Below are 22,609 nucleotides of genomic sequence, written 5' to 3'. Positions count from 1 at the left end.
ACGGCGACGGGGGAAAGCGCGGGGTCCGACCCTGCGCGCGGCACGGTTGCACGTGGCCCGGCGCTTGCGCCGGCCTTCCCCTGAGCACTGCTACAGAGTCCAAGTCCCCCATGTCCAAGATCCTCTACACGCTGACCGACGAAGCCCCGTTCCTGGCCACCCAGTCGCTGCTGCCGATCGTCGATGCCTTCACCGCCACTGCTGGCATCGTGGTGGAAACCCGTGACATCTCGCTGTCCGGCCGCATCCTGTCGCAATTCCCGGAACTGCTCAGCGACGCGCAGAAGGTCAGCGATGACCTGGCCGAGCTGGGCCAGCTGGCGACCACCCCGGATGCCAACATCATCAAGCTGCCGAACATTTCCGCTTCGGTGCCGCAGCTGAAGGCCGCCATCAAGGAACTGCAGGACCAGGGCTATCCGCTGCCGGATTACCCGGAAAGCCCGGCTGACGACCAGCAGCGCGACTACAAGGCGCGCTATGACAAGGTCAAGGGCAGCGCGGTGAACCCGGTGCTGCGCGAAGGCAACTCCGACCGCCGCGCACCGCTGTCGGTGAAGAACTACGCGCGCAAGCATCCGCACCGCATGGGCGCCTGGGCGTCGGATTCGAAGTCGCACGTCGCGCACATGGACGCCGGTGATTTCTACGGTAGCGAGAAGTCGGCCACCCTGGCCAACGCCGGTTCGCTGAAGATCATCCTGCACGGCAACGACGGCAGCACCGTCGTGCTGAAGGAAAAGACCGCGGTCAAGGCCGGCGAGATCGTCGACGCCGCAGTGATGAGCCGCAAGGCACTGGCCGCGTTCATCGGCGAGCAGATCGCCGATGCCAAGGTCCAGGGCGTGCTGTTCTCGCTGCACCTGAAGGCGACCATGATGAAGGTCTCCGACCCGATCATGTTCGGCGTCGTCGTCGAGGAGTTCTACAAGGACGTGTTGGCCAAGCATGCCGATGCCATCAAGCAGGCCGGTTTCGATGCCAACAACGGCATCGGTGACCTTGTCGCGCGCCTGCCGTCGCTGCCGGATGCCACCCGCGCCGCCATCGAAGCCGACCTGGCTGCCGAGTACGCGCAGCGCCCGGGCCTGGCCATGGTCAACTCCGACAAGGGCATCACCAACCTGCACGTGCCCAGCGACGTGATCGTTGACGCCTCGATGCCGGCGATGATCCGCGATTCCGGCAAGATGTGGAATGCCGAAGGCAAGCTGCAGGACACCAAGGCCGTCATCCCGGATCGCTGCTACGCCGGCGTGTACCAGGCCGTCATCGACGACTGCAAGGCGCATGGTGCCTTCGACCCGGCCACGATGGGCTCGGTGCCGAACGTCGGCCTGATGGCGCAGAAGGCCGAGGAGTACGGCTCGCACGACAAGACGTTCCAGATCGGCGCCGATGGCGTGGTCAAGGTCACCGATGACGCTGGCAACGTGGTGTTCGAGCACCCCGTGGAAGCCGGTGACATCTGGCGCATGTGCCAGACCAAGGACGCGCCGATCCAGGACTGGGTCAAGCTGGCCGTCGAACGCGCCCGCCTGAGCAATACCCCGGCCGTGTTCTGGCTGGATGCCGCGCGTGCCCACGACGCGCAGGTCATTGCCAAGGTCGAGCAGTACCTGAAGGACCACGACACCGCCGGCCTGGACATCCGCATCCTGCCGCCGGTGGAAGCCACCGCGTTCTCGCTGGGCCGCATCCGCAAGGGCGAGGACACCATCTCGGTGACCGGCAACGTGCTGCGCGACTACCTGACCGACCTGTTCCCGATCATGGAACTGGGCACCAGTGCCAAGATGCTGTCGATCGTGCCGCTGATGGCCGGTGGCGGCCTGTTCGAGACCGGCGCCGGTGGTTCGGCCCCGAAGCACGTGCAGCAGTTCGTGGAAGAAGACTACCTGCGCTGGGATTCGCTGGGTGAGTTCCTCGCCCTTGCCGCGTCGCTGGAGCACCTGGGCAATCGCTACGACAACGCCGCCGCCCGTGTGCTGGCCAAGGCGCTGGACGAAGCCAACGGCCAGTTCCTCGACAACGACAAGTCGCCGTCGCGCAAGCTGGGGGGCATCGACAACCGTGGCAGCCACTTCTACATCGCGCTGTACTGGGCGCAGGCCCTGGCTGCGCAGGACGAGGACGCTGCCCTGAAGGCACGCTTCGCACCGCTGGCCAAGGCGCTGGCCGACAACGAGCAGAAGATCGTCGACGAACTGATCGCGGTGCAGGGCAAGGCTGTGGACATCGGCGGCTACTATCGTCCGGACCTGGCCAAGGCCAGCAAGGCGATGCGCCCGAGCGCGACCCTCAATGCCGCGCTGGAACAGCTGCGCGGCTGATTATCACCGTTCGGTCTGCTGTGACACGGAAACCCGCGCTCCGGCGCGGGTTTCTTTTTTGGCTCTGGGGGTCAGATCCCTTTTGCCCTGCAGGAGGGATCTGACCCCGAGCGATGAAACCGTGACATCCGTCGGCCGTCGGAACGCCGTCAACGGGGCATGAAACTTGCCCGCGATGGCTGTCGCAGAAACGCTCTGGGCAGATCTTCGACAGCCATCAATCTGAGCAGTCGATCACGACGGCCGTTGTTCACGATGGCCTAGCCTTGGCGACAGGAGGTCACCGGGGAGGTGGCCGCACGGGAGCACGGATGGCGCGTGTGCTGGTGGTGGGAACCGATATCCAGGGCGAGCAGGCACTGCTGCAACGGCTGCGGCTGGTGTCGGCACTGCCGGACGGCCACATCCGGCGCAGCCAGAACCTGGACGACTGCGACCTTCTGGTCATCCGCGATACGCCGGCGCTGCGCAATGCGGCCCAGCGCATGCGCCAGCAACGCCCGCGGCTGCGGTGCTGGATCGAGGACATCGGCGGCCAGCTGCGCGACGGTGATGACCATCAGGCCGTGCTGGATGACGGTGCCATCGGTCGCGCGCTGCGTGGCATGCAGCGGCCGCCCGAGCCTCCGGTCGTACAGGCGGCCACGCCGGTCCGGCTGGCTGATGGCGCGCATGCAATTACCCGCCTGCTGCGCGAACGCCTGCCGTTGCGCCAGGGGCAGGCCCTGCTCAGTGATGCGGGCGAGCCCCTGCTGCTGATGGACCTGGAACACGACCAGGCGGTCCTGATGCAGGAGCCGGCGACGGGGCTGGTGGAACGGTTGGCCGATGCGTTCGATCGCCTGCAGCTGGATGCACTGACACCTGCGCGGCTGCTGGCACTGGCCGGTGATCGGCCACGGCAGCCGCTGCGGCCATTGTTGTGGCAATGGGCGCAGCACAGCCGTCATTGGCAGGCGCTGGACGAGCGCCTGCGCACCGCCTCGGTGAAGCTGCTGCGCTGGCCCGATTTCCGTGTGCTGGGCCACGACCATGATGGCTTCCGCCTGTGTTCGCTGTTGCTCAAGCGCGCCTGTACCGTGGGGGAGTGTGCCGAGCTGCTTGATCTGCCCACTGCGGCTGTGCGCGATTTCATCCACGCGGCCTATCTGTGCGGCTACGCGCAGCTGCAGGGAGCGCCGGCCGCGCCCGCGCTGACCGTGCGCACCGCCGGCAACGACAGCGGCCTGCTGGCCCGGCTGTGGCGCCACCTGCGCGGGAGCGAACGCAATGCGTGAGCACAAGGTGGTGGTGCTGGGCGGAATGGGCAGTGGCAAGTCGACCCTGGTGCGCAGCATCGCAGCGGGTGTTGTGATTGATACCGATGTTGCCAACAGTGACCGCGTCGGAGCCGACAAGGCATCGACCACGGTGGCGCTGGACTATGCCGATATCGACCTTCCCAATGGTGAGCGCCTGCGGCTGTACGGAACGCCTGGCCAGCAGCGCTTTGATTTCCTGTGGCCGATCCTGCTGCAGGGCGCGCGCGGCGTGGTGCTGCTGCTGGATGCGCGTCGTGCTGACGTGGCCGCTGACCTGGAGGCCTATCTGCGGGTATTGCGGCCGTATGCACGGGCACTGGCACTGGTGGTGGCCGTGACCCATTTCGACCAGGTACCGCATGCAGTGCTGGATGGCTGGGCTGCGCGTGCCTGCCTTGACGAGCAACCGTTGCCGTTGCTGGCGGTGGACGCACGCGATCGCGAACAGGGACTGATGCTGATGGATGTGCTGATGGGTGAGATGGAAGCGCACGCGCTGGTGGCCGCGCATGGCTGATGGGCAGGTGGCGGCCTTGCCCGACGCAGGCCAGCGCGAACGGCTGCAGCCGCTGCTGCAGGACCTGCGGCAGCGGGTTGAGGGCGTACGTACCGTGGTGCTGGCCAGCGTTGATGGCTTCGCCCTGGTCAGTGCCGGCGCCGAAGGGCGCGGTGAACGGCTGGCGGCGATGACCAGCGCGATGCTGGCCCTGGCAGCGGCGGTCGGGCGCGAACTGGTACTGGGGGATCTGCAGACACTGATGCTCGAAGCAATGGGTGGCAAGGTGCTGATGCTGGCCATCCACGCCGACGGGCGCGCACCGCTGCTGTTGATGGCGGCGTGCGACCCGCGCAGCGTAATGGGCCAAGTGCTGTGGCAGAGCAGGGAATGTGGCCAGGCGATCCTGGCCGAACTCGGCGGATCGTGAGCCCGGCCGCAGGGGAACGAGGGGCTCGAACCAACACCGACAAGGGGTGCGACGTGGCTGGATTGAATGAATCGTTGAACGCGCTGATGGATATCGACGGCGCGCAGGCAGTGGCGCTGGTCGACTACGAAAGCGGCATGTTGCTGGGCGAGGCCGGTACCGGGGTGGACATGGAAGTGGCTGCCGCCGGCAACACCGAAGTCATCCGCGCCAAGATGAAGACCGCAGCTTCGTTGAACCTCAACGACAGCATCGAGGACATCCTCATCTCGCTGGGCAAGGCGTATCACATCATGCGCCCGGTTGCCAGGAAGAAGGGCCTGTTCTTCTACCTCGTGCTGGATCGTAGCCGGTCCAACCTGGCACTGGCCCGACGCAAGGTGCAGGACGTGGAGGCCGAACTGGCAATCTGAGCCGCCGAGGCGTTGTAGAGCTGAGCCATGCTCGGCTGTTCCTGCCTGTACAGCCGAGCGTGGCCTCGGCTGTACAGCAGTCCGGAAGCGGCCCAGCGGGGTCCGGCCCTACACAAGCCGCCCCACGCCAGCGTATGGTGGAGCCGGTCCCTTCCGGTGAGCGGTGCATGTCCGAGCCTCACATTGCTGCGGGATTGGCGCCGCGGATCGCGGGCGCCATCCGCGATGGCTTCGAGCATTACCATGCCCGCTTCGCGGCGATCACCGCGCGTGCGCGGCAGCGCTTCGAGCAGCGTGACTGGGGCGGTGCCCGCCAGGACGCGGTCGAGCGCATCGCCCTGTACGATCTTTGCATCGCCGAGCAGGTGGACGCACTGCGTCGCCTGGCCGGCGAAGCCATCGGTGAGCGCGCGCTGTGGCTGCAGGTGCATGTCCACTACAGTGCACTGCTGCAGGGGCTGATCGACGCCGAGCTGTACAAGACCTTCTACAACACGTTGTCGCGACGGTTGTTCGCCACCCGCGGCGCGGACCCGGCGCTGGAGTTCATCGCCTTCGATGTCGAGCCGTCCGATGCGATCACCCATCCCGTGGCGCGTCACACCTATGCGGTCTCGCCGACGCGGCCGGTCGAGGCGCTGCAGCGGGTCCTGGCCGATTACCGCTTCGGCATTCCCTATGCGCACCAGCTGCGTTGCGCAGCGGCCATCGCAGTGCGCCTGCAGGATGACCTTGCGCATTGGGGCGATACACCGGTGCGCAGCATCGAACTGCTGGACACCGTGTTCTACCGCGAGCGTCGTGCCTATCTGGTGGGGCGTGTGTTCGGCGAGCATCGCTTCTCGCCCTGCGTGATCGCACTGGTCAACGACGAGCGCGGCCTGCGGGCCGATGCGGTGCTGACCCGGCGCCGCGATGTTGCCCACCTGTTCGGGGTTTCGCGCAGTTACTTCCAGGCCGACCTGGCTACGGTAGGGGACGCAGTGGTGTTCCTGCGCAGCCTGTTGCCGGGCAAGCCGATCGACGAGATCTACACCGTGCTTGGCCGTGCCAAGCAGGGCAAGACCGAGCGCTACCGCACCTTCTTCCGCCACTTCAACGAGCACCCGCAGGAGCGGCTGGTGCAGGCCGAAGGCACGCCTGGCATGGTCATGGCGGTGTTCACCCTGCCCAGCTACCCGCTGGTATTCAAGCTGATCCGCGACCGCTTTGCCTGGCCGAAGGCGATGTCGCGGCAACAGGTGGAAGAAAAGTACGCGCTGGTGTTCAACCTCGACCGTGTCGGTCGCCTGCTTGACGCGCAGCCCTACCGCTACCTGCGCTTCCCGCGTGATCGTTTCGCGCCGGCGCTGCTGGACGAGCTGCTGCAGCAGTGCGGGCGGAGCGTGCGCATCGATGGTGACGAGGTGGAAGTCGCATTGTGCTATGTGCAGCGCCGCTTCCGCCCCTTGAATCTGTACCTGCGTGAGCAGGGTGCGGACGCGGTGCGTGCGGCGGTATTGGACTATGCCCAGGCGATCACCGACATGGCACGCAACAACATCTTCCCAGGCGACATGCTGCCGAAGAACTTCGGCGTGTCGCGCCACGGTCGGGCCGTGTTCTACGACTATGACGAGCTGTGCCTGGTCAGCGACTGCGTTTTCCGCGCCTGGCCACAGCCACGTACGCCGGAGGAAGCGATGGCTGATGAGCCGTGGTTCCACGTGGGGCCGCGCGATGTGTTTCCCGAGCGCTTCGGCCCGTTCATGGGCCTGCCGGCCGGTGAGTTGGCCGCGGTCCGCGAGCACTTCCGGCATCTGTTCGATCCGGCATGGTGGCAGGGCCTGCAGGAACGCTTCGCCCGTGGCGACTATCCGGACACCCCACCCTACGCGGGCATCCATCGGTTGGCCTGACACGGACTGTCATCGGCGTGGAGACTGGGATAGGCTCGTCCTCCATCACCAAGGATCCGGCAATGATGCGTTCCCCCCTGTTTCTCGCCCTTGTTCTGGCCGTGTCGAGCGGCGCTCCGCTGTTTGTGGGCGAGGCCAGCGCACAGACGACGCGCGCAGTGCGTGCCACCACCGAATTGAGCATGACCCTGACCGGGAAGATCGAGGTCACCGCAGAGGGCACGGTCAGCGCCATGGTGCTCGATCAGAAGGGGGACATCAGCCCGGGTGTTGCCGACTTTGTTGAGCGCACCATTCGTCCTTGGCGCTTCGAGCCGACACGGGCCGACGGCAAGGCCGTTGCCGTACAGGCACCGCTGCGGGTGCGCCTGCGTGGCAAGTCCACGGGCAACGGCGACTACGAAGTCAGCATGAGCAGCGTGGATTTCAGCGAGTACGACCCGAAGGCCACCGATTCGGTCACTGCAAAGGACCTGAAGCCGCCGCGTTATCCGGATGAGGCGTTCAGGATCGGGGGCCAGGGGGATGTGATGCTGGTCATCAAGGTCGCCCGTGACGGCACGGTGGCCGATGCCATCGCCGAGCAGGTGAACATGACCGTGGCCGGGCCGGAGCGGACCATGGCCAAGCTGCGCGATGTGCTGGCCAAGGCCAGCATCAAGAGCGCCCGCACGTGGACCTTCAATCCCCCGACCAGCGGCGAGGACGTTGCCAAGGAATTCTGGTCGGTGCGCGTGCCGGTGAGCTATGCGCTCTCGGACGACCGCAATGCCGCGTTCGAGCGCAATGGGCGCTGGCGGGCATTCATCCCGGGGCCGAAGCAGCGAGCGCCGTGGGTTTCCGATGACGCCGCGCAGACCGGCAGCGACCTGCTGCCCGAGGGCGGCATCTACATGGTGGACGGTGCCAAGCGTGGCCTGCGCCTGCTGACCCCGCTGGAGCAGGGCTGATTCCACGCGTGTTCCAGGCGTGGGGCCGGGTGGCCCGGTTCCGCGTCAGTCGGCGTAGGGGTAGACCACTACCCGGTTGCGGCCCTGTTCCTTGGCCATGTACAGGGCCTTGTCGGCCAGTCGCAGCGCCTGCTCGGCATCGACGTGGAAACTCGGGAAGTGGGCCACGCCCACGGATACGGTGATCGTGCCGACCGGTTCGAACGGATGATCGGCGATGTGCTGGCGCAGGCGTTCGCCGGCCTGGCGTGCCGCATCAGCGCCGATGCCGGGCAGCAGCAACAGGAACTCCTCACCGCCTGCGCGGCAGAGGATGTCGCTGTCGCGCGAGTAACGGCGCATCTGGTCGGCGATGTGGACGATGGCGGCATCGCCGGTGTCATGGCCGTGGCCATCGTTGATCGATTTGAACCGATCGATGTCCAGCGCCAGGATCGCGAACGGGATGCCCTGCACCTGCAGGGTGTCCAGCGCCTGCTGCAGCCCTCGGCGGTTGAGCAGGCCGGTCAGCGGATCGGTGCGGGTGGCGCGGTTGAGCGTGCCGATGCGGTCCTGCAGTGCATTGAAGCTGTGCAGCACGGCCTGCTTGAGCTGGGCGACCTCGAAATACCAGGCGCGGATGCCGCTGACGTGGTTGATCGCGTTGCCGGTGTCCTCGCCTCCCTGCACGTTGCGTGCGAGCTGCCACAACGGCAGCGAAATGCGGCGGGCGAACCACCATGTGGCCAGCAGCGACAGCAGGCCGATCGGGATCGCGTTCCAGATCACCGCGGTCATCAGTCGCGACAGTGGCTGCAGGGTCGCCTCGGTCGGGCGCTGGGCGACGATGCCCCAGCCGGTCGCTGGTACCGGCGCATAGCCGGACAGCATCAACACGCCAAGATTGTTGCGCACCTGTTGCGCGCCGCTCTCACCGCGCACCACGGCTTTCACGGCGGGGTTGCCGACGACGTAGTCACCCACCCGCTGGCTGTTGGCGTGGTACAGCAGGCGGCCATGGCGATCAACCACGTACAGGTAGGAACCATCGCGGTAGTAGTGCTTGCCCAGCAGCGTATGCAGCGCACTGCGCTGGCGCAGGTACAGGGTGCCGCTGACATAACCGCGGTAGTGGCCCTGGCGATCGAAGATCGGGTGGGACAACGACACCAGCAGCTTGCCGGTCGTTGACTGGTAGGGGTCGCTGATCATCGGCTGGCGCGCCGCAAGGGCCGCATTGTTGCCCGTGCTGTTGAGGATCTCGCCCTGCAGCTGCAGGGTCTGCGGTGAGGTTGCGATCACCAGGCCGTCGGCATCCACCACCAGCGAGGAGTTGAAGCTGTTGGTCTGCAGTTGCAGGCGGCTGGCTTCGTCCTGCGCCTGTTCCGGGTCAAGGTCGCCCTGGCCCAGCCGGGTGGCTGCGTAGGCCAGCTCCTGCTGCGCGGCCAGCAGGAAATTCTGGGTGGTCTCGGCAAGCTTGCTGGCGTAGACGCGGTTGGCCTCCAGGGTATTGCCGACCAGCTGGTCACGCTGCACCCGATAACTCGCCAGCAGGGTGTTGGCCAAGGCGATGATGGCGCTCAGCAGGGCCAGGGCGAGAATCAGTTTGCCCAGGTTGAGGCGGGGGGACAGCGTTCGCATGCGTCGACGGATCCGGCAGCAGGCTGGACCCGACCGGTTCTCCGGAAGGGGCGACAGCGGGAATCGATGGCCAGGCCCGCGGGGGCCGGGCAGGGTGTCGGGCGAATTATCGCCAAAAGTCGACAGCGGCAAAGTGAAGCCGGTCGCCCCGCAGGCAAAAAAAAACCTGCCGCAGCGGGCGGCAGGTTTCCTTCGATGCGGTGCCAGGGCTTACCGCTTCATCGAGCCGAAGAACTCGTCGTTGGACTTGGTGTTCTTCATCTTGTCCAGCAGGAATTCCATCGCGGCCATTTCATCCATCGGATGCAGCAGCTTGCGCAGGATCCAGATCTTCTGCAGCAATTCCGGCTCGATCAGCAGGTCTTCGCGGCGGGTGCCGGAACGGTTGATGTCGATGGCCGGGAACACGCGCTTTTCAGCAATGCGGCGGCTCAGGTGCACTTCGCTGTTGCCGGTGCCCTTGAATTCTTCGTAGATCACCTCGTCCATCTTCGAGCCGGTATCGACCAGCGCGGTGGCGATGATGGTCAGGCTGCCGCCTTCCTCCACGTTGCGCGCGGCACCGAAGAAGCGCTTCGGGCGGTGCAGGGCGTTGGCATCGACGCCGCCGGTCAGCACCTTGCCCGAGCTCGGCACCACGTTGTTGTAGGCGCGGGCCAGGCGGGTAATCGAGTCGAGCAGGATCACCACGTCCTTCTTGTGCTCGACCAGGCGCTTGGCGCGCTCGATGACCATTTCGGCCACCTGCACGTGGCGTGCGGCCGGCTCGTCGAAGGTCGAGCTGATGACCTCGCCGCGCACGGTGCGCTGCATTTCGGTCACTTCTTCCGGGCGCTCGTCGATCAGCAGCACGATCAGGTGCACGTCCGGATGATTGGTGGTGATGGCGGTGGCGACCTGCTGCATCATCATGGTCTTGCCGGCCTTGGGCTGCGACACGATGAGCGAACGCTGGCCCTTGCCCTGCGGTGCCATCAGGTCGAGGATGCGGCCGGTGATGTCTTCCGACGAACCGTTGCCACGCTCCAGGGTGAAGCGGCGGCGCGGGAACAGCGCGGTCAGGTTCTCGAACAGCACCTTGTTCTTCGACGCTTCGATCGGCTCGCCGTTGATGGTGTCGACGATGTTCAGCGCGAAGTAGCGCTCGCCGTCCTTCGGGAAGCGGATGCGGCCGGAGATGTGGTCGCCGGTGCGCAGGTTGAAGCGGCGGATCTGGCTGGGCGAAATGTAGGTGTCATCCGGGCCGGCCAGGTAGCTGGCTTCGGCCGCGCGCAGGAAACCGAAGCCGTCCGGCAGGATTTCCAGCACGCCGTCGGCGGCGACGCCGTCACCATGGCGGGTCAGTACCTTCAGCAGGGCGAAGATCACGTCCTGCTTGCGGGCGCGGGCCACGCCCTCGGAGATCTGCAGCTGCTCGGCGATTTCCAGCAGCTTCTGCGCCGGCATGCGCTTGAGATCGCTCAGCGAATAGACCGGGAAGCCTTCGGGGACGTTGGCATGCGGGCGCGGCACGAACGGCTGCTGCTCGCCGCCATCGTTGGGCATGCCATCGTCGCGGAAGCGGTTGTTGCGATCACGATCCCGGTCACGGCGGTTGCGGAAGCGGTCGCGGCGGTTGCCCTGGCCCTGGCCCTGCTGGCCGTTCTGGTTGTAGGGGTTCTGGCCCTGGTTCTGGCCGCCGCCCTGGCGGTGAGGCTGCTGTGCCTGGCCGGATTCGCGGCCTTCGCCACCTTCGCCACCGCTGCTGCTGGCGGGGGCCTCGGCGGCCGGCGCGCTCGGCGCAGGCGCGGTTGCCGGCGCCGGCGCCTCGGGCGCGGCGGCCAGCGGCAGGGTCGGCTGCGCCGGAGCGGCGCTGGTTTCGGCGGCTGCCGGAGCGGCGGCCTTGCTCACGCGGGGCTTGCGCACACGCTTTTCGGCGGGCGCATCGGCGCTGCCGGTTTCGGAAGTGTTATCGGACAAGAGCGTTATTCCTCGCTTGAAGGTGCGAGCGCCCGGCTGGGGCGGCGAACGTTGGGAATGGGTCTGGAAGGAACTGCGTCCAGAGGGTGCGGCACGCGAACGCGGCCGGATATGCCGACACTATCATCGGCCTGCGGCGCCATGCAAGGGTCGCCGGGAACGGCATTCATCATGGGCGCGGTACGCCCGCCGGCAGCCGCCCTCAGCGGCTGCCGGAGAATCGAGGGATCAGGCCAGGGCCTTGTCCAGCAGGCCGGCCAGCTGGGCCTTGCCCACCGCACCGATCTGCTCGCCGACCTTCTCGCCGTCCTTGAACACGACCAGGTACGGAATCGAACGCACGTGGTACTTGGCAGCCAGTGCGCGATTATGGTCAACGTTGACCTTGGCGATCTTGGCGCGGCCCTGGTACGCATCGGCCAGCTCGTCCAGCGCCGGGGCGATCATCTTGCACGGGCCACACCACTCGGCCCAGAAATCGACCAGCACCGGCTCCTTGGAATTCAGCACTGCGCTATCAAAGTCGGCATCGCCGACGTGTACAACCTTGTCGCTCATCTTGGTTTCTCGTCTTGGATTGCACCCGGCCATGCCGGAGGTGGGTGAACTGGGCCATGCCCGGTGGCGCGACCCTCGTCGTTGCCTCGCGGCGCATTGCCGCGGTGCGTTCGGCGGGATGCCTGGACGCTCACGGCCGGCAGTGTACCCCTATCGCGGGGCAGGGACAGGCGCCGACTGGAACCCAGCGTATCGTGATCGCTTCGAAGCCTGGTATGTGTCGGATTTCACTGTCTTCCAGGAGATGGGGCTGGCAGTGGGCGACAACCAGTGCGCTTTGCCCTGGCGTTCAAGTCCGGTGTGGCTGGGTGAAGGCGGGTCGTCTCCTGGGTGTCTGAGACGGGGCATTCCAGTTTGCCCGCCCGAGTGCGGTAAACTGGGGCATTGTGCGGCGCGGACCGAAGGGTCCCAGTCTGCCAACCCGCCGCAGGGGCCGCAGTTTGCGACGGTGCCCCTAGACGATGCAGTGCCGCCCGCCCCATGCGCCGGTGGCCATACCAAGACGGACTCATGAGCGACAAACCGCTGACCGATTTGACCTTTTCCTCCTTCGAGCTGCATCCGGCCCTGCAGGCCGGCCTGGAAGGAGCCGGATTCACCCGCTGCACCCCGATCCAGGCGCTGACCCTGCCGGTCGCGCTGGCCGGCGGTGATGTTGCCGGCCAGGCCCAGACCGGCACCGGCAAGACCCTGGCATTCCTGGTCGCTGTCGTGAACCGCCTGCTGAGCAAGCCGGCCCTGGCCGACCGCAAGCCGGAAGATCCGCGCGCGCTGATCCTCGCCCCGACCCGCGAGCTGGCGATCCAGATCCACAAGGATGCGGTGAAGTTCGGTTCCGACCTGGGCCTGCGCTTCGCGCTGGTCTACGGCGGCGTCGACTACGACAAGCAGCGCGAGATCCTGCAGCAGGGCGTGGACGTGATCATCGCCACCCCGGGCCGCCTGATCGACTACGTGAAGCAGCACAAGGTCGTCTCGCTGCACGCCTGCGAGATCTGCGTGCTGGATGAAGCCGACCGCATGTTCGACCTCGGCTTCATCAAGGACATCCGCTTCCTGCTGCGCCGCATGCCGGAACGCACCACCCGGCAGACCCTGCTGTTCAGCGCCACGCTCAGCCACCGCGTGCTGGAGCTGGCCTACGAGCACATGAACGAACCGCAGAAGCTGGTGGTCGAAGCCGAGACCGTGACCGCAGCACGCGTGCGCCAGAAGCTGTACTTCCCGGCCGACGAAGAGAAGATCCCGCTGCTGCTGGGCCTGTTGTCGCGCAGCGAAGGCGCCCGCACCATGGTGTTCGTCAATACCAAGGTGTTCGTCGAGCGCGTCGCCCGCGCGCTGGAAAAGGCCGGTTACCGCGTCGGGGTGCTGTCCGGCGACGTCCCGCAGAAGAAGCGCGAGAGCCTGCTCAACCGCTTCCAGAAGGGCCAGCTGGAAATCCTGGTGGCCACCGACGTTGCCGCGCGTGGCCTGCACATCGATGGCATCAAGTACGTCTACAACTACGACCTGCCGTTCGACGCCGAAGACTACGTGCACCGCATCGGCCGTACTGCCCGCCTGGGCGAGGAAGGCGATGCGATCAGCTTTGCCTGCGAACGCTACGCGATGAGCCTGCCGGACATCGAGGCCTACATCGAGCAGAAGATTCCGTCCGAGCCGGTCACCAAGGAACTGCTGACCGCGCTGCCGCGCCCGGAACGTCCGGCCCCGGCCGCTGGCGAAGAGGGCGAAGAAAACGAGAGCGTCGGCCAGATCTTCCGTGAAGCGCGCGAAGCCCGTGCCGCCGAGGAAGAGCGTCGCGGCGGGGGCCGCAGTGGTGGCCGCTCCGGCAGTGGTGGTGGCCGCAGTGGCCGCGACGGTGAGCGCAGCGGCGAACGCCGTCCGCGTGGCCCGCGCAAGCCGCGCGTGGAGGGCGAGCAGGGCGCTGCCGCGCCGGTCGCCGGTGCCGATGGCGCCGCCGCCCAGACCCCGCGCCCGCCGCGCCCGCCCCGTGCCGAAGGCACGCCGGAAGGCGTGGTCGACGGCGAGCGCAAGCCGCGCAAGCGTCGCCGCCGCCGCCATGGCCGCCCGGTCGAGGGCGCCGAGGGCGTGCAGGCCCATTCCGGCAACGGCGCCAGCCCGGTGACTCCGGTGCAGGTGGTGGCCAAGCCGGTGCGCACCGCCGCCGACAGCGGTGATTCGTTCCTGACCCGCATCGGCCGCAAGATCCGCCGGATGCTGTCGGGCAGCTGATCGGCGCTGCCGATCAGCGGGTAGCACCCGACCGTTGGTCGGGTGGCTTTAAGGGCGTGCCGGCCAACGGTCGGCACCCACCGTCTCCACGACGCCGCGCCGGTCCTGCATAATCGGGGCATGAGTGTCCTGCGTTTCGACAATGTCAGCAAACAGTACGCCGGTGGCCACGAGGCGCTGATCGATGTCAGCTTCGAGGTCGCACCGGGCGAGATGCTGTTCGTCACCGGTCATTCCGGTGCCGGCAAGAGCACCCTGCTCAAATTGATCCATCTGGACGAGCGGCCCAGCCGCGGCGCGGTGGTGTTCGACGAGCGCAACCTGCTGAAAGTGCGCGGCGGCGATGTACCCCGTCATCGCCGCGCGGTCGGTGCGGTCTACCAGGACCACCGCCTGCTGATGGACCGCTCCATCGCCGAAAACGTGGCACTGCCGCTGATCCTGCGCGGCACCCGCCGTGGCGATATCGGCAAGCGCGTGCGCTCGGTGCTGGAGCGGATGGGCCTGGGCCACCGCGAGAGGGCATTACCCTCGCAGCTGTCGGCCGGCGAACAGCAGCGCGTCGGCATCGCCCGCGCCATCGTCGGCGAGCCCAAGCTGCTGGTGGCCGATGAACCGACCGGCAACCTCGACCCGACCCTGGCGGCGGAGATCATGGCCCTGTTCGCCGAACTGCCCTCGCGCGGCACCAGCGTGCTGGTGGTCAGCCACGACCTGCCGCTGCTGCGCCGCATGCGCAAGCGCGTGCTGATCCTCGACCACGGCAGGCTGGTGGATGACATCTCGCCGCAGGACCTGGCGGAGTGACCATGGCGAAGAACGAAAACAGCGAAGCCGCCGCGCCGTCGCGGATGGGCGTCTGGTTCCAGCACCACGTGCACAGCGTGGTGTTCAGCCTCGGCCGCGCCTGCCGCAAGCCGTGGGCGACCCTGCTGACGGTGATGGTCATGGCGCTGGCGCTGGCACTGCCACTGGGCCTGTCGATCGCGCTGGACAACCTCAAGCAGTTCGCCGGCAGCGTGCAGCAGTCACGCGACATCAACGTGTTCCTGAAGGGCACGGTTGATGGCCCCGGTGCGCTGCGCCTGGCCGGCCAGCTGCGTGACCGCGACGACGTCGCTGAAGTGAAGGTGCAGACGCCCGAGCAGGGCCTGCAGGAGCTGCGCGATGCCGGCCTCGGCGAGGCGATCGACGCCCTCAACGACAACCCGCTGCCCTCGCTGCTGGTGATCACGCCGGGCCAGGGCAAGGACGACGCGCGCCTGGCGCGCGCGCTGGAGAGCCTGCCGGAAGCCGACCTGGTGCAGCATGATGCGCTGTGGCGGCAGCGCCTGGATGCCTGGCTGGCCTTCGGCGCGCGCCTGGTGCAGGTACTGTCGGTGCTGCTCGGTGCGGGTGCCGCGCTGGTGGTTGGCAACACCGTGCGCCTGGACATCCAGGCCCGCCGCGAGGAGATCGGCGTGCTGCAGCTGCTCGGTGCCAGCGATGGCTTCATCCGCCGCCCGTTCCTGTACCTCGGCGCGTGGTATGGCCTGGGCGCCGGCGCGGTGGCGCTGGCCCTGATCGGCGCCGCCGGTGCTGCCCTGCGCGCACCGCTGGCCGAACTCTCGCGCAGCTATGGCAGCCCGTTCGTGCTGCACGGCCTGGACCTGCTGCATGGCGGCCTGGTCCTGCTTGGCACGCTGCTGCTGGGCTGGCTCGGCGCCTGGCTGGTGACCGGCCACTTCCTCCGCCAGACCCGCCCGACCGACACCTGAGACCGGCATGCAACCGCAAGCGCTGAAACACCTTGAGGGGCCCGCCACGCGGGTGATGGTGGTCGATGGCTCGAAGCTGGTGCGCAAGCTGATCGCCGACGTCCTGCAGCGCGACCTGCCGGGCGTGGAGGTGATCGGCTGCGACAGCATCGAAGACGCGCAGCAGGCGCTGGCACAGGGCCCGGTGGACCTGGTGACGACCTCGCTGACCCTGCGTGATGGCGACGGCCTGGCGCTGGCGCGGATGGTGCGCGAAGCGGCCGGCCAGGCCTATGTGCCGGTGATCGTGGTCTCCGGCGATGCCCAGCAGCACTTGGAGCAGCGCCGCTTCACCGAGTACGTCACTGACTACTTCGACAAGGCGCTGGGCCATGAGGCGCTGGCGACCTTCATCCGCGGCTACGTGCAGCCGCAGACCATTCCCGGCGCGACCATCCTTTACATCGAGGACAGCCGCGTGGTGGCCGAGGCCACCAAGCGCATGCTGGAACGCCAGCAGTTGAACGTGCTGCACGTGGTCAGCGCCGAAGAGGCGTTCACCCTGCTCACCGCCGAGTCGCTGGGCCGCAGCCGGCACCGCATCGACCTGGTGCTGACCGACGTCACCCTGAAGGGCGAACTCAGCGGCCGCGACGTGGTGCAGCGGGTGCGCGTGGACTTCGGCTACGGCAAGCGCCGCCTGCCGGTGCTGGTGATGACCGGCGACGGCAACCCGCACAACCAGACCGGGCTGCTGCAGTCCGGCGCCAATGACCTGGTGCTCAAGCCGATCGAAGAGCGGCTGCTGGTCACCAAGGTGCTGTTCCAGCTGCGCCTGGCCCGGTTGAACGATGGACCCCTGATGCGATGAAGTGGTGCGATGATTGATGAAGTAGTGGAAGCCCCGACGATCCAGCTGGAACCCAGCTGGAAGCAACAGGTCGGCGACTACCTGTTGCAACCGCAGATGCGCGAGTTGTCCAGCTTCCTGCGCCAGCGCAAGGCCAGTGGTGTGGCGGTGTTCCCGCCCGGCCCGCAGATCTTCGCTGCGTTCGATGCCACGCCCTTCGAGCAGGTGAAGGTGGTGATCCTCGGCCAGGACCCGTACCACGGCCGCGGCCAGGCCCATGGGCTGAGCTTCTCGGTGCCGCCGGGCGTGCCGGTGCCTCCCTCCCTGCTGAACATCTACAAGGAGATCGAGAGCGATCTCGGTATCCCGCGTCCGGACCACGGCTGCCTGATCCCGTGGGCGCAGCGCGGTGTGCTGCTGCTCAATGCCGTGCTGACGGTGGAAGAGGGCAGGGCCGGCGCCCATCAGGGCCGTGGCTGGGAAGGTTTCACCGACCACGTGGTGGATGTGCTCAACCGCGAACGCGAAGGCCTGGTGTTCATGCTCTGGGGCGCCTATGCGCAGCAGAAGGGCAAGGTGATCGATACCCGCCGCCACCGCGTGCTGAAGGCACCGCACCCGTCGCCGCTGTCGGCCCATCGGGGCTTCCTCGGCTGCCGGCATTTCTCGATGGCCAATGAGTACCTGCAGCGTCGCGGCCAGGCCCCGATCGACTGGTCCCTGCCGCCGCGTTCGGCACTCTGATCGACGGCAGGTGACCCGGACTGAACGCCGGACAACATCCCAGGGCCTGAATGGGCCGTCGGAACGGCCCGTTCAGCTCCGCTTGACCGGAATTGGGCCGCATTCGGCGGGTAATTGGTTGAATTTCAAGGGATTGTGAATCCCGAAATGCGTGCTCGCCCCTGTCATCAAATCGCGCTAGGGTAGGCTTCTGTTTGGGACCAGTGTTGCATCAATGGGACGCTGGAACTTTTTCTTCCTTTAGCAGTCCAAATCCCGGACTGCTAAGATGAGCCCCATGAGCCAGAACACCTCTACTGCCCTTGTGGCAAACAATCTCCCGATTCCCAGTGCGCTCGGTTCGCTGGATGCCTACATCGGTGCCGTGCACCAGATCCCGGTGCTGTCGGTCGATGACGAACAGGACCTGGCCCGTCGCTTCCGCGACAACAACGATCTGGACGCGGCACGCGAGCTGGTGCATTCGCACCTGCGTTTCGTGGTGCACGTGGCCCGTGGCTACAACGGCTACGGCCTCGCGCTGGGCGACCTGATCCAGGAAGGCAACATCGGCCTGATGAAGGCGGTCAAGCGCTTCGACCCGGACATGGGCGTGCGCCTGGTTTCCTTCGCGGTGCACTGGATCCGTGCCGAGATGCACGAGTTCATCCTGAAGAACTGGCGCATCGTGAAGGTCGCCACCACCAAGGCGCAGCGCAAGCTGTTCTTCAACCTGCGCAAGTCGAAGACGCGCCTGGGCTGGATGAACGCGGCCGAAGTCAGCGCGGTGGCCAAGGACCTGAACGTGTCCGAGCGCGAGGTCATGGAAATGGAGTCGCGCCTGTCCGGCCGCGATATCGGTTTCGATGCGCCGGCCGATGAGGACAACGAGCACGCGCCGCCTTCGCCGGCCGCATTCCTGGTGGCAGACGATGAAGACCCGTCGATGGCCTACGAACGCGCGGACAGCGAGGACAACCAGATGCAGCTGCTGCGCGAAGGCCTGGCCGAGCTGGACGCCCGTTCGCGCGACATCATCCGCCGCCGCTGGCTGGATGCGGACAGCAAGGTGACCCTGCAGGAACTGGCTGACGAGTACGGCGTGTCGGCCGAGCGCATCCGCCAGGTCGAGGCGAACGCGCTGAAGAAGATGAAGGCGCTGTTCACCGCGTAAGGCGGGATGGCGTCGCAATTGTGAAAGGCTCGGCAGCAGTGCCGGGCCTTTTTCGTTTGTGGGGCCTGGCTGCGCATGGCGTGGCTCTATTCTGACGCCAGGACGGTGATTGCGCCGACCGGATCATGTGCTGGATGCTGATGTTCACTCCGTACCACTCAGTGGCACGGTATGATCATGCCACGGGTCTTCCGCACACGCAGTTTCAATCGCAGCATGCGCAGGACCACCCTGTCCGACGCTGCGCTGTACCGGTCGGTACGTGAAATGGAGGCGGGTCTGGTGGATGCTGATCTTGGCGGCGGAATCTTCAAGAAGCGCGTTGCCTTGCCGCGGCGAGGAAAGCGTGGGAGCGTTCGAATCATCGTTGCCACACAGCGAGGCGGGCATTGGTTCTTCCTTTTCGGCTACGAGAAGAATGAGCGTGCTGCGATCACGAATGCGGAACGCGATGCGCTGCAGTTGTACGCATCGGAGTTCCTGAAAATGAGTACGGCGCAGTTGAATCGTGCCGTGGAGTACGGGGATCTACAGGAGATCGGCCATGACGAAGACCCCTGAGCGACGGCGCGCGAAAAGTGCGCTTCTTGAAGCGGTGCATGATGCCGCTGTGAGTCTGCACGCACACGGCTTCATCGATAAACGTCGATTGAGCAGCTACGAAGCGCTTTGCCTTGAGCCGGTCCCTGAGTACAGCAGTGCCCAGATACGTGCCCTGCGTACGTCATTGCAGCTCAGTCAGTCGGTCTTTGCGGGAGTTCTCAATACCAGCGTTTCCACCGTACGCAGCTGGGAGCAGGGCGAAAAGAAGCCCAGCGGACCGTCACTGAAGTTGCTTAACCTGATCGACCGGAAGGGCCTCGAAGCTGTCCTGTAAAGCAAAGGCCCGGCAATGCCGGGCCTTTGCTTTACCGTGGTATTCAATCCACGCCATGCATGGAAGCGGGGCGTGCCTCACCCCTCGCGCGCGATCGCGCGCCAGCCGATGTCGTTGCGGTGGAACTCGTTCGCCCAGTTGACCTTGGCTACGCCGGCATAGGCATTGGCCTGCGCATCGCGCACGCTGTCGCCCAGCGCCGCCACGCACAGCACGCGACCGCCTGCACTGACCACCTGGTCCTGCGCATCCAATGCCGTGCCGGCGTGGAATACCTTGGCACTGGCCGGCACATCGTCCAGGCCGGAAATCACGTCACCGGTGATCGGCGCTTCCGGGTACGGCCTGGCGGCCATCACCACGCCCAGCGACGGGCGCGGGTCCCATTGCGCTTCCACCTGGTCCAGGCGGCCATCAATGGCCGCTTCCACCAGCTCGACCAGGTCCGACTGCAGGCGCAGCATCACCGGCTGGGTTTCCGGATCGCCGAAGCGCACGTTGAACTCGATCACCTTCGGTGCGCCGCTGGCATCGATCATCAGGCCGGCGTAGAGGAAGCCGGTGAACGGGATGCCGTCGGCGATCATGCCCTGCACGGTCGGGTTCACCACCTCACGCATCACGCGGGCGTGTACTTCCGGGGTGACCACCGGGGCCGGCGAGTACGCGCCCATGCCACCCGTGTTCGGGCCGGTGTCGCCGTCGCCGACGCGCTTGTGGTCCTGCGAGGTGGCCATCGGCAGCGCATGCACGCCATCCACCATCGAAATGAAGCTGGCTTCCTCGCCGTCGAGGAACTCCTCGATCACCACGCGCGCGCCGGCATCGCCGAAGGCGTTGCCCGAGAGCATGTCACGCACGGCGTCCTCGGCTTCGGCCAGGGTCATTGCCACGATCACGCCCTTGCCGGCGGCAAGGCCATCGGCCTTGACCACGATCGGTGCGCCCTTGTCGCGGATGTAGGCCAGCGCGGCGTCCACGTCGCTGTGCACGGCGTAGTACGCAGTGGGGATGTTGTGGCGGGCCAGGAAGTCCTTGGCGTAGGCCTTGCTGCCTTCCAGCTGCGCGGCGGCAGCGGTCGGCCCGAAGATACGCAGGCCGGCGGCGCGGAAGCGGTCGACCACGCCGGCCACCAGCGGCACTTCCGGGCCGACCACGGTCAGCGCCACGCCTTCAGCCTGGGCCAGCGCCAGCAGGCCGTCGATATCGGTCACCTTCACCGCCACGTTGCGGCACTTGTCTTCGCTGGCGGTGCCGGCGTTGCCGGGCGCGACGATCACTTCGGTGACACGGGAGGACTGGGCCAGCTTCCATGCCAGGGCGTGTTCGCGGCCGCCGGAGCCGATGACGAGGATCTTCATGGGACAGGGTTCTCGGGTACGGAAAAGAAAAGCCGGGCAGGGCCCGGCTTGGTGATGCGGATCAGTGGCGGAAGTGGCGCACGCCGGTGAATACCATGGCCAGGCCATGTTCGTCGGCGGCGGCGATCACTTCGGCATCGCGCATCGAACCGCCCGGCTGGATGACCGCCTTGATGCCAGCGGCAGCGGCGGCATCGATGCCGTCGCGGAACGGGAAGAACGCATCGGAAGCCATCACCGAACCTTCCACCACCAGGTTGGCATCGGCGGCCTTGATGCCGGCGATGCGCGCCGAGTACACGCGGCTCATCTGGCCGGCGCCCACGCCGATGGTGCGGTTGTCCCTGGCATAGACGATCGCGTTGGACTTCACGAACTTGGCGACCTTCCAGGCGAACAGCAGGTCGGTGAACTGCTTGTCGGTCGGCGCCAGCTTGCTGACCACCTTCAGTCCGTCGCGGGTCATGCCGCGGTTGTCCGAGGACTGCAGCAGCAGGCCCGAGCCGACGCGCTTGCTGTCGAAGTTGTTCAGGCCAGCACCGTGCGGGATGCGCAGCACGCGTACGTTGGCCTTCTTCTGCGCGTATTCCAGCGCGGCTGGCTCGTAGTCGGGGGCGATCAGCACTTCCACGAACTGGCGGTCCAGGATCACCTTGGCGGTGGCGGCGTCCAGCGGTTTGTTGAAGGCGATGATGCCGCCGAAGGCGCTGGTCGGGTCGGTGGCGTAGGCCAGCTCGTAGGCATCGCCGTTGCCGGCACCCACGGCCACGCCGCACGGGTTGGCATGCTTGACGATGACGCAGGCCGGCGCATCGAACTGGCGGACGCATTCCCACGCGGCATCGGCGTCGGCCAGATTGTTGTAGCTCAGTTCCTTGCCCTGCAGCTGCTGGAACGTGGCCAGGGTGCCCGGCACCGGGTACAGGTCGCGGTAGAACGCGCCGCTCTGGTGCGGGTTCTCGCCGTAGCGCAGGTCCATCACCTTCACGAAGGTGGAATTCATCTGCGCCGGGTACTCGGCACGGACTGGCACGGCCGTGTCGGTGGCGGTGACCGCCGACAGGTAGTTGCTGATCGCGGCGTCGTACTGGGCGACGCGGTTGAACGCGGCCACCGAGAACGCGAAGCGGGTGGCGGCCGACAGCTGGCCGCCGTTGGCGTCCAGCGAAGCCAGCAGTTCGGCGTACTGCGACGGATCGGTGGCCACCGCCACGCGGGCGAAGTTCTTGGCCGCCGACCGCAGCATCGCCGGGCCGCCGATATCGATGTTCTCGACCGCGTCGGCCAGGGTGCAGTCGGCCTTGGCGGTGACCGATTCGAACGGATACAGGTTCAGCACCAGCAGGTCGATGGCGCCGATGCCGTGCTCGGCCATCACCGCATCATCGACGCCCGAGCGGCCCAGCAGGCCGCCGTGCACCATCGGGTGCAGGGTCTTGACCCGGCCATCCATCATTTCCGGGAAGCCGGTGACCTCGGCCACGTCCTTCACGGCCAGGCCCGCATCGCGGATCGCCCTGGCGGTGCCGCCGGTGGACAGCAGCTCCACGCCGCGTGCCGCCAGCGCAGTGGCCAGCTCGACCAGGCCGGTCTTGTCGGAAACGGAGAGGAGGGCCCGGCGGACGGGCAACAGATCAGCAGTCATGGGGGCGGGATCAGCAGCGGAGCGGGGCCGATATTGTAGGCGGTGGCGGC

Annotated in this window: 20 protein-coding genes; 15 read left to right on the top strand and 5 right to left on the bottom strand. The window is 66.7% G+C overall.

Features of this window, described 5'->3' with window-relative positions:
* Positions 1-110 precede the first annotated feature (110 nt).
* The 7 genes from A9K58_RS04235 (at position 111) to A9K58_RS04205 (ending at position 7,821) form a co-directional block, all read left to right on the top strand.
* Positions 111-2,333 (top strand): NADP-dependent isocitrate dehydrogenase, encoded by a 2,223-nt coding sequence (locus A9K58_RS04235; RefSeq protein WP_065198166.1) that lies wholly within the window; start codon positions 111-113, stop codon positions 2,331-2,333.
* A 311-nt stretch (positions 2,334-2,644) separates the two neighbouring features.
* On the top strand, positions 2,645-3,610 hold the full coding sequence (locus A9K58_RS04230; protein ID WP_065198165.1) for a hypothetical protein: 966 nt from the start codon (positions 2,645-2,647) through the stop codon (positions 3,608-3,610).
* Positions 3,603-4,151 carry a GTP-binding protein gene (locus tag A9K58_RS04225; protein WP_065198164.1) on the top strand — a complete coding sequence of 183 codons (549 nt, stop codon included), beginning with the start codon at positions 3,603-3,605 and terminating at the stop codon, positions 4,149-4,151. Before A9K58_RS04230 ends, A9K58_RS04225 begins: the two co-directional genes overlap by 8 nt.
* Positions 4,144-4,560, top strand: coding sequence for a roadblock/LC7 domain-containing protein (locus A9K58_RS04220; RefSeq protein ID WP_065198163.1), 417 nt, complete (start codon positions 4,144-4,146; stop codon positions 4,558-4,560). Before A9K58_RS04225 ends, A9K58_RS04220 begins: the two co-directional genes overlap by 8 nt.
* A 53-nt stretch (positions 4,561-4,613) precedes the next feature.
* Entirely contained in the window at positions 4,614-4,973 is a 360-nt protein-coding gene (locus tag A9K58_RS04215) for a hypothetical protein (RefSeq protein WP_065198162.1), read from the top strand.
* Positions 4,974-5,140: 167 nt separating this feature from the next.
* Positions 5,141-6,871 carry a bifunctional isocitrate dehydrogenase kinase/phosphatase gene (gene aceK / locus A9K58_RS04210; protein ID WP_065198161.1) on the top strand — a complete coding sequence of 577 codons (1,731 nt, stop codon included), beginning with the start codon at positions 5,141-5,143 and terminating at the stop codon, positions 6,869-6,871.
* Between the two features lie 62 nt (positions 6,872-6,933).
* Positions 6,934-7,821 (top strand): energy transducer TonB, encoded by an 888-nt coding sequence (locus tag A9K58_RS04205; RefSeq protein WP_065198160.1) that lies wholly within the window; start codon positions 6,934-6,936, stop codon positions 7,819-7,821.
* Between the two features lie 45 nt (positions 7,822-7,866).
* Here the strand turns inward: A9K58_RS04205 and A9K58_RS04200 are convergent, their stop codons facing one another.
* The 3 genes from A9K58_RS04200 to trxA form a co-directional block, all read right to left on the bottom strand.
* Positions 7,867-9,441, bottom strand: a complete 1,575-nt coding sequence (locus A9K58_RS04200) for a sensor domain-containing diguanylate cyclase (protein ID WP_065198159.1) — start codon at positions 9,439-9,441, stop codon at positions 7,867-7,869.
* Positions 9,442-9,651: 210 nt separating this feature from the next.
* Positions 9,652-11,400, bottom strand: a complete 1,749-nt coding sequence (rho, locus tag A9K58_RS04195) for a transcription termination factor Rho (protein ID WP_065198158.1) — start codon at positions 11,398-11,400, stop codon at positions 9,652-9,654.
* A 228-nt stretch (positions 11,401-11,628) separates the two neighbouring features.
* Complete coding sequence (gene trxA, locus A9K58_RS04190; protein ID WP_005411275.1) at positions 11,629-11,958, bottom strand: thioredoxin; 330 nt, start codon at positions 11,956-11,958, stop codon at positions 11,629-11,631.
* A gap of 510 nt (positions 11,959-12,468) precedes the next feature.
* On the opposite strand from trxA, the gene rhlB reads away from it, so the two are divergent.
* The 8 genes from rhlB (at position 12,469) to A9K58_RS04150 (ending at position 19,553) form a co-directional block, all read left to right on the top strand.
* Positions 12,469-14,193, top strand: coding sequence for an ATP-dependent RNA helicase RhlB (rhlB, locus tag A9K58_RS04185; protein WP_065198157.1), 1,725 nt, complete (start codon positions 12,469-12,471; stop codon positions 14,191-14,193).
* 120 nt (positions 14,194-14,313) lie between these two features.
* A complete protein-coding gene (gene ftsE / locus A9K58_RS04180) occupies positions 14,314-15,000 on the top strand; it encodes a cell division ATP-binding protein FtsE (RefSeq protein ID WP_065198156.1) in 687 nt (228 codons plus the stop codon).
* A gap of 2 nt (positions 15,001-15,002) precedes the next feature.
* Positions 15,003-15,950, top strand: a complete 948-nt coding sequence (gene ftsX / locus A9K58_RS04175; RefSeq protein ID WP_065198155.1) for a permease-like cell division protein FtsX — start codon at positions 15,003-15,005, stop codon at positions 15,948-15,950.
* A 7-nt stretch (positions 15,951-15,957) separates the two neighbouring features.
* Positions 15,958-16,800 carry a response regulator gene (locus tag A9K58_RS04170; protein ID WP_065198154.1) on the top strand — a complete coding sequence of 281 codons (843 nt, stop codon included), beginning with the start codon at positions 15,958-15,960 and terminating at the stop codon, positions 16,798-16,800.
* Positions 16,801-16,809: 9 nt separating this feature from the next.
* Positions 16,810-17,523: a uracil-DNA glycosylase gene (gene ung, locus A9K58_RS04165; protein ID WP_065198153.1), complete on the top strand. Its 714-nt coding sequence runs from the start codon at positions 16,810-16,812 to the stop codon at positions 17,521-17,523.
* 277 nt (positions 17,524-17,800) lie between these two features.
* Positions 17,801-18,676 (top strand): RNA polymerase sigma factor RpoH, encoded by an 876-nt coding sequence (gene rpoH, locus A9K58_RS04160; RefSeq protein ID WP_065198152.1) that lies wholly within the window; start codon positions 17,801-17,803, stop codon positions 18,674-18,676.
* Between the two features lie 171 nt (positions 18,677-18,847).
* Positions 18,848-19,237, top strand: coding sequence for a type II toxin-antitoxin system RelE/ParE family toxin (locus tag A9K58_RS04155; RefSeq protein WP_081283968.1), 390 nt, complete (start codon positions 18,848-18,850; stop codon positions 19,235-19,237).
* Positions 19,221-19,553 carry a helix-turn-helix domain-containing protein gene (locus tag A9K58_RS04150; RefSeq protein ID WP_065198151.1) on the top strand — a complete coding sequence of 111 codons (333 nt, stop codon included), beginning with the start codon at positions 19,221-19,223 and terminating at the stop codon, positions 19,551-19,553. Before A9K58_RS04155 ends, A9K58_RS04150 begins: the two co-directional genes overlap by 17 nt.
* 77 nt (positions 19,554-19,630) lie before the next feature.
* Here A9K58_RS04150 and purD read toward each other — a convergent pair whose 3' ends face one another.
* Together purD and purH are read right to left on the bottom strand one after the other, a co-directional pair.
* Positions 19,631-20,914 carry a phosphoribosylamine--glycine ligase gene (gene purD / locus A9K58_RS04145; RefSeq protein ID WP_065198150.1) on the bottom strand — a complete coding sequence of 428 codons (1,284 nt, stop codon included), beginning with the start codon at positions 20,912-20,914 and terminating at the stop codon, positions 19,631-19,633.
* Between the two features lie 61 nt (positions 20,915-20,975).
* Positions 20,976-22,559: a bifunctional phosphoribosylaminoimidazolecarboxamide formyltransferase/IMP cyclohydrolase gene (gene purH / locus A9K58_RS04140; protein WP_065198149.1), complete on the bottom strand. Its 1,584-nt coding sequence runs from the start codon at positions 22,557-22,559 to the stop codon at positions 20,976-20,978.
* Positions 22,560-22,609 lie beyond the last annotated feature (50 nt).

Source organism: Stenotrophomonas maltophilia (assembly GCF_001676385.1).
In the GTDB taxonomy this organism is placed as follows: Bacteria; Pseudomonadota; Gammaproteobacteria; order Xanthomonadales; family Xanthomonadaceae; genus Stenotrophomonas; species Stenotrophomonas maltophilia_J.
Note: the sequence above shows the minus strand (reverse complement) of the source record. Positions and strands in the feature narration are given on the sequence as shown.

Coding starts and splice junctions, on each gene's coding strand:
- A9K58_RS04200 (WP_065198159.1), bottom strand. CDS start 9,441: ATGCGAACGCTGTCCCCCCGCCTCAACCTGGGCAAACTGATTCTCGCC.
- A9K58_RS04235 (WP_065198166.1), top strand. CDS start 111: ATGTCCAAGATCCTCTACACGCTGACCGACGAAGCCCCGTTCCTGGCC.
- aceK (WP_065198161.1), top strand. CDS start 5,141: ATGTCCGAGCCTCACATTGCTGCGGGATTGGCGCCGCGGATCGCGGGC.
- A9K58_RS04155 (WP_081283968.1), top strand. CDS start 18,848: ATGATCATGCCACGGGTCTTCCGCACACGCAGTTTCAATCGCAGCATG.
- ung (WP_065198153.1), top strand. CDS start 16,810: ATGATTGATGAAGTAGTGGAAGCCCCGACGATCCAGCTGGAACCCAGC.
- rhlB (WP_065198157.1), top strand. CDS start 12,469: ATGAGCGACAAACCGCTGACCGATTTGACCTTTTCCTCCTTCGAGCTG.
- A9K58_RS04225 (WP_065198164.1), top strand. CDS start 3,603: ATGCGTGAGCACAAGGTGGTGGTGCTGGGCGGAATGGGCAGTGGCAAG.
- A9K58_RS04150 (WP_065198151.1), top strand. CDS start 19,221: ATGACGAAGACCCCTGAGCGACGGCGCGCGAAAAGTGCGCTTCTTGAA.
- purH (WP_065198149.1), bottom strand. CDS start 22,559: ATGACTGCTGATCTGTTGCCCGTCCGCCGGGCCCTCCTCTCCGTTTCC.
- A9K58_RS04230 (WP_065198165.1), top strand. CDS start 2,645: ATGGCGCGTGTGCTGGTGGTGGGAACCGATATCCAGGGCGAGCAGGCA.
- A9K58_RS04220 (WP_065198163.1), top strand. CDS start 4,144: ATGGCTGATGGGCAGGTGGCGGCCTTGCCCGACGCAGGCCAGCGCGAA.
- A9K58_RS04205 (WP_065198160.1), top strand. CDS start 6,934: ATGATGCGTTCCCCCCTGTTTCTCGCCCTTGTTCTGGCCGTGTCGAGC.
- ftsX (WP_065198155.1), top strand. CDS start 15,003: ATGGCGAAGAACGAAAACAGCGAAGCCGCCGCGCCGTCGCGGATGGGC.
- purD (WP_065198150.1), bottom strand. CDS start 20,914: ATGAAGATCCTCGTCATCGGCTCCGGCGGCCGCGAACACGCCCTGGCA.
- trxA (WP_005411275.1), bottom strand. CDS start 11,958: ATGAGCGACAAGGTTGTACACGTCGGCGATGCCGACTTTGATAGCGCA.
- ftsE (WP_065198156.1), top strand. CDS start 14,314: ATGAGTGTCCTGCGTTTCGACAATGTCAGCAAACAGTACGCCGGTGGC.
- A9K58_RS04170 (WP_065198154.1), top strand. CDS start 15,958: ATGCAACCGCAAGCGCTGAAACACCTTGAGGGGCCCGCCACGCGGGTG.
- rpoH (WP_065198152.1), top strand. CDS start 17,801: ATGAGCCAGAACACCTCTACTGCCCTTGTGGCAAACAATCTCCCGATT.